6 protein-coding genes are annotated in these 6,062 nt (G+C 27.2%); all 6 read right to left on the bottom strand.

Translation table 11 applies throughout. The features are described 5' to 3' along the window. Positions 1-342: 342 nt before the first annotated feature. The 6 genes from K0040_RS16705 to K0040_RS16680 all read right to left on the bottom strand — a co-directional run bounded on the left by K0040_RS16705 (position 343) and on the right by K0040_RS16680 (position 6,050). Entirely contained in the window at positions 343-1,068 is a 726-nt protein-coding gene (locus K0040_RS16705; RefSeq protein WP_228109881.1) for a putative ABC transporter permease, read from the bottom strand. 109 nt (positions 1,069-1,177) lie between these two features. Further along, on the bottom strand, positions 1,178-2,035 hold the full coding sequence (locus K0040_RS16700; protein ID WP_228109880.1) for a thermonuclease family protein: 858 nt from the start codon (positions 2,033-2,035) through the stop codon (positions 1,178-1,180). A 190-nt stretch (positions 2,036-2,225) separates the two neighbouring features. Continuing rightward, entirely contained in the window at positions 2,226-2,582 is a 357-nt protein-coding gene (locus K0040_RS16695) for a CoA-binding protein (RefSeq protein WP_228109879.1), read from the bottom strand. Between the two features lie 141 nt (positions 2,583-2,723). After that, the gene (locus K0040_RS16690; protein ID WP_228109878.1) at positions 2,724-3,407 is read right to left on the bottom strand and encodes a GTP pyrophosphokinase; all 684 of its coding nucleotides are present in this window, start codon (positions 3,405-3,407) and stop codon (positions 2,724-2,726) included. 288 nt (positions 3,408-3,695) lie between these two features. After that, positions 3,696-4,901: a dicarboxylate/amino acid:cation symporter gene (locus K0040_RS16685; protein WP_228109877.1), complete on the bottom strand. Its 1,206-nt coding sequence runs from the start codon at positions 4,899-4,901 to the stop codon at positions 3,696-3,698. A 282-nt stretch (positions 4,902-5,183) separates the two neighbouring features. After that, positions 5,184-6,050 (bottom strand): nucleoside hydrolase, encoded by an 867-nt coding sequence (locus K0040_RS16680; protein ID WP_228109876.1) that lies wholly within the window; start codon positions 6,048-6,050, stop codon positions 5,184-5,186. Positions 6,051-6,062 lie beyond the last annotated feature (12 nt).

Genomic DNA, 6,062 nt, shown 5'->3' with positions numbered 1-6,062 from the left:
GCAAAAATGGAAAATTTAATTACAAAAGGCCATGATTATGAAAATCATGGCCCCTGAATATAACTAAATTATTACTATTTAATTTGTATTTTTTTTGAAGAATACACAATTATGTTTCCAGACTCTTTGATTGAACAGATATAATTATATAGTTTAAAATACAGCTTGCTTTTTAATATATTTAATTAAAATAATCAGTTAGATTTTTCTGAAAGTAGGTTTATATAGTAGTTTTAGTTAAGGTATGGATCAAATAAACCATACCTTAACTTTTTATCTACACACCTAATATGGTTTAATAAACATTCCACAAATTTGCAAGAATCCAATTTCAGTTTTAAATTATAGCTTCTTATTTAACTCTTCCTTATAGTTTTTTAAATGCTTCAGATATTCCTCTCTTCCCAATCGCATTACAAAAATAAATTTTTTCTTACCAATCAATTCTTCATTTCTTTTTCTAATATTTTCTTTTAATAACTCATACTTAACAATTATTTCATTGTCATTTGCAAATTTCCTTATGTGAACCATAATTTTCAAAGAGTAGCATACATCTATTACAAATACACCGTAGAAAAATCCCATTATAAAAGAAAATGATAAATGATTTGATAGCCAATAAAGAGATTCTAGTATATAAGGATGAATCAAAAAATAATATATTGCACTTAAAATTACCCAAAAAAACGAAAATTTAAGACAAATAATACCTTGTATATTACAATGTTCATCTGTATAATCCCATAACTTTATATTCATCTGTTTAATAAAAATAATTCCAGCTAAATATTCAATAAAAGTAACAACTAAGGCCATAATAGTAAACAGAACTAATTCCTCTACATACTCATCGTTTATAAATTTAATATTTATTTGAGCCAATAAAAACAATATACATAAACTAATTCCATAAAGAGGCAAATACGGCCCTATTAAAAATCCTGGATTTATCCATCTTCGTTCTGGGTTTGCTCCAGAGAAAAATCTTCTAAAAATTAATTCTATTACCCACCCTACAATACTTCCAATAAAAAATATAAATTCCAATATTAAAAAATAACTCACAATATTCACCCCATTTTTTATAAGTTTTATATAATAGATAATTATTTAAATCTTTTTATACTTAATATATTTTAAATCTACTATTTCCATATAAAATTTGTTTAACTTATTAATAACATAATCCACATGCTTTGTATCCCTTTGATTTAGCTTGTGATTCAGTCATTTTAATAGCTCCCTTCATTCCGTGTGCATGTTCAGAAGAATGATATTTATTTGAGCTTGAATTGCCTCCATTTGCATATACAGTTTCATCTGAATTACTCTGACTTTTATTATTAATAGAGCTACTATTACTTGATATAGAGCTCTTATTATTATATGTATCTACATCAAAACCTTTGTCTGTAACATATCCATTTACTGACCATATATTTAGCTTGCTTACCTTAGCTTTATCTTGAGCTTTATATAAAGTGTCTAAGTGCCTTCTTTGAGAATAAATATAACCAACTCTTGCAAGGCCTTCTTCTACAATTTTTTCATTGAACATCTTCCAACTTTTATCTTCTTTGTCGTAAAACCATAAATAGCATAAATGTCTATCATATTTATCAGTTTTATCCCCTTCATCATATTCAATATATACCTTATCTCCTACTTGAAGCAATTTTTTGGCAAAATTTGATGCATCTATTGAATATGGTTGTGGATCTACACCAGGCTTTACAGACTCCGGCGTATCTATTAATAATAATCTTAATGTAACTATCCCTTCAGAATCTTTTAATTTTACCTTCATTGTATCACCATCAACAACTCGTTCTATAGAAGCTTCCGCTGATCCTTTTGGTACTGAACTATTATTATATGTGCTGTAATTATTATTTTTATCTTGAGTAGTGTTAGAACCAGTTAGCGTACTTAAAGTTGTCGTACTACTAGAACATCCTCCAAAGAATAATGATAAAGACAATGTTCCCCCTAATAATAATGATTTAAATTTGTTTGTCTTAAATAATTTCATCTGTCTCTCCTTATCATTTCTACATTTTTTCACATTTTTTTAATCAACAATATAAGTATAGCTTTTTTATGACAAATACTGAATAAGGTTTTGTTATAAATTTCATTTCAAAACTTAAAAGAGCCTAAATTAAATTAGGCTCTTAACATTATTTTTATTAAATTTATTATAAATTTTTTTAATGCTCATCTTACTTAGAGTAAAGTCTAATTCCAACCAACAAACATCCATCTATGTAATCATAATTATTTTCATCTAAAAATTTAATAATTTCATCACTGCCTGCTCCTGGTTGTATAACAACACCTTTAAATTTCTTTTTATTTTCTTTTAATAATTTTATTCCTGCAGGAGGATTAATACATAAATCAATTATATCTATTTCTTCATCAATATCATTAATAGACTTTAGTTCTTTTCCAACAGAATATACTTTATAATTGCTATTTATCAGCTCATGTTTTATCTTATAAGCATATTTTTCTTCATTTAATGTATCTCCTAACACTACAAAAGTATTATATTGCATTATTTCTTTTAAATCCATAATTTTTTCCTCCTAAGTTTTATGTACTTTATTATAATTAGTATTATTCATTTCAGTTTATATATAAATAATAATTTAAAATGTAATTAAAATTTTCAAAATAAAAAGTCATATGGATATATACCCATATGACTTAAATTGCTAACTATTTTTCAATATTTTATTTCTTATCTGCTCCATACGATTATCAAGGTCAGCGCTAATTTCAGCACATTCTACTAAGTTTTTAGCAAGAATATCTGCTTCTTCTTGAGGTATATCCTTTTTATAACGTAACTTATGCTCTAAGCTTGCCCAAAAATCCATAGCTATAGTTCTTAACTGAACTTCAACCTTCATATTTTTCTTTTCATTTTCTAAAAAAATTGGAACTTCTATAATTAAATGCAAGCTTCTATATCCACTTTCCTTTGGATGTCTTATATAATCCTTAACTTCTACTAAAGTTATATCATCTTGTTGCAATAAGCATTCGGCCAGTAAATATATATCTTCTGTGAAAGAACAAATTACTCTTATACCTGCAATATCATTTATATTTTCCTCTATTGATTCAAGAGAAAATGGATATCCTTTACGCTTTAATTTTTTTACTATGCCCTCAGGGGACTTTAGTCTTGATTTTATTGTTTCTATTGGGTTTCTATCATATTGAAGGGAAAATTGTTCATTCAATACTTTAAATTTTGTTTCCACTTCCATAATTGCACAACGATAATAAGACATAAGCTGGTTAAGAGGCATCATGTTACGTTGAAATAAATCTATAACATTATCATCAGTTAATCCTTTTATAAGTTGATCTCTTATTTGCGCTTTTATCATTTGTAAGTTCTCCCTCCATACTAAAACACACTTTAAATTATAATAAGTATAAATATTCTTTAATTTTTATACCTTATTATAATATCATAAATTTAAAATCTGTTACATAAGTAAGTTAATTAATAGTATTGTATTTATAATTAAAAATAGGATTTTTTTGAGATATAAATAATTATAATTTTCTTTTATAATAAAAAAGAAAATATCTTAAAATTAAAAATAATTTTAGGATACCTTCTTTTTCGTTAATTTATGTTTAACTTATTTGATCAAATATATGAATTCATATTAAACAATTTTTTTGAATTTTTCTTTTTTATTCATTTTTTGGTTTATATGGTCAACTACCGCTGCTATTGCATTATCTCCTGATACGTTTGCAGCTGTTCCGAAACTATCTTGAGTTAAGTATAATGCTATCATTAAACTTGCAAGACCACCATCAGATGGTATTCCTATCATAGGTAAAAATGGTAATGCACTCATTATAGCTCCACCTGGTGCACCTGGTGCTGCAACCATAGCTATACCCAACATTAATATAAATGGTAACATTACTCCAAATCCAAAGTCCATATTATTCATCATTAATACTGCTACTGCAAATGATGTAACTGATATTATTGATCCAGATAAGTGAATTGTTGCACATAGTGGCACACAAAATTCTCTTATTTCTTTACTTATTCCATTGTTTTTTGCACATTCAACGTTAACTGGAATAGTCGCTGCAGAAGACTGTGTTCCTACTGCTGTTAAATAACCAGGTATTTGATTTTTTAGCATTTTGAATGGATTTTTACCAGATATTGTTCCTGCCACTGTAAATTGTATTACTAAGTATATTAAATGCATTGGTATTACTATAAGGAATACTTTCCAGAATACTCCTAAGATTGCCCCAACTTGTCCTGCATAAGTTATATTTGCAAAAGTACCTGCTATATATACTGGCAATAATGGTATTATTACAGTTGCTAAAGTTTTTGTTACAATCTCTTGGAATTCTTGGAATACTTTATGTAAAGCTTCGCCTTTTCCATTATTTCTAAGTGATGATATACCAAGGCCTATTGTAAATGCAAAAACGATTGCTGCTGTCACATCTACCATTGGTTCTAGTGGTATAGTAAAGAATGGAGATAGCATTCCTGCCTCTGGATCTCCTATTTGTGATGCTACACTTGAATCAATAAATGCTGGGAATATTGTTGATGCAACTAAGAAAGCTGCTGTACCTGCTACTATTGTAGATCCATAAGCTATCCCTGTTGTTATTCCTAATAATTTCCCTGCTCCTGTTGCTAGGTCGGCTATTCCTGCTGTTACAAATCCAATTATTATAAATGGTATTACAAATTTTAAAAATGCTGAAAATAAAGTACTAGCAGTAATTAATACTCTAACCAAAACCTCTGGAGCATAACTTCCTAATAAAATCCCTACAATAATTCCTAAAATCAGTTTAGGCACTAATCCTATTTTTTTCTTCATAATTATCTCTTCCTCCTCAGTTTTTATTTATTGTCACGTGTTTAATTATAATAACGTTTTCTATTTATGTCAACGTTTTCTCTCCTTTTTATTACTTTATGTCAATCTAACTTCACTTATTAGTCTAAACTATTCTAAGTAAAATTATTAGTAAAATTTAAATTTAAATTTAAGGTTCTAATTTGCTCTATTATTTAGATGCAAAACACCATTATACTTAATGCTTATATAATAATACAATTGTTATAATTATTATGTTCATTTGCTTATTTTACCTTTTTTTTATATTTCAACACCTTTCCATGTATTGTAAATATCCTTGTTATAAAGCTCTTCATTATCTATTGTAGGAAGGTTCAAAGTACAATTATTTTCTCCATTAATATGTAAAAATCCTCTTTCTAAATCTTCAACAGTTAAATTCATTTTGTACATATTTTTTTTAAATAATTCTGGTCTCATTAAATAAACTGCAGCAGTAACGTCCCAATTATACGTTCCATCAATTCCAAATTTATCTAAATTATAATCAAACCAATAATCTACACTATTTTTTATATATGGTACTATAGGATTTGTATAATCACTTAACTCTCTTTCGTAGTCATCTCTCGTAACAAGAACCTTCAAACAGTTATTTCCAGTAATTACAGAAACATTATTACCTTTTGTTAAAACAGTATACGTTGCTATCGGATCACAAGAGAAATTTAACTCATCCATTTGTCTTTTAGCAAATATTAATGGCTCAGTTATTCCTCCCATTAAAACGATTTCTTTGACTTTTTCAAAAAAATTATTATCTTTTAGATAAGCTCCATAGAGATTAGTCAAAGACCCTGTTGCTAGTATAGATAATTCTCCGTCATATTCATTTGCCATTTTCACTAAATAATCACTTGCCTTATTATCTAAATCATTTGGATCCTTTCCTCCTTCAAAAACAGGCAGATTATCAACTTTTAATTCTTTTATCATCTTTAAAGTATTTGGATAAACTACTTCCACCTTATTATTTCCATAAGTAGTAGTTACTCCTAATAGATTTGCATCTTTATTTCCCAGTAAATATATTAATGTAAGTCCATCATCTACATCACAATCTGGTACTCCATAAGTATTGTCACAATCAAATATTATATTTTTCATAATTAATCCTCT

Source organism: Terrisporobacter petrolearius (assembly GCF_020748185.1).
In the GTDB taxonomy this organism is placed as follows: Bacteria; Bacillota; Clostridia; order Peptostreptococcales; family Peptostreptococcaceae; genus Terrisporobacter; species Terrisporobacter petrolearius.
Note: the sequence above shows the minus strand (reverse complement) of the source record. Positions and strands in the feature narration are given on the sequence as shown.

Coding starts and splice junctions, on each gene's coding strand:
- K0040_RS16695 (WP_228109879.1), bottom strand. CDS start 2,582: ATGGATTTAAAAGAAATAATGCAATATAATACTTTTGTAGTGTTAGGA.
- K0040_RS16685 (WP_228109877.1), bottom strand. CDS start 4,901: ATGAAGAAAAAAATAGGATTAGTGCCTAAACTGATTTTAGGAATTATT.
- K0040_RS16680 (WP_228109876.1), bottom strand. CDS start 6,050: ATGAAAAATATAATATTTGATTGTGACAATACTTATGGAGTACCAGAT.
- K0040_RS16700 (WP_228109880.1), bottom strand. CDS start 2,035: ATGAAATTATTTAAGACAAACAAATTTAAATCATTATTATTAGGGGGA.
- K0040_RS16690 (WP_228109878.1), bottom strand. CDS start 3,407: ATGATAAAAGCGCAAATAAGAGATCAACTTATAAAAGGATTAACTGAT.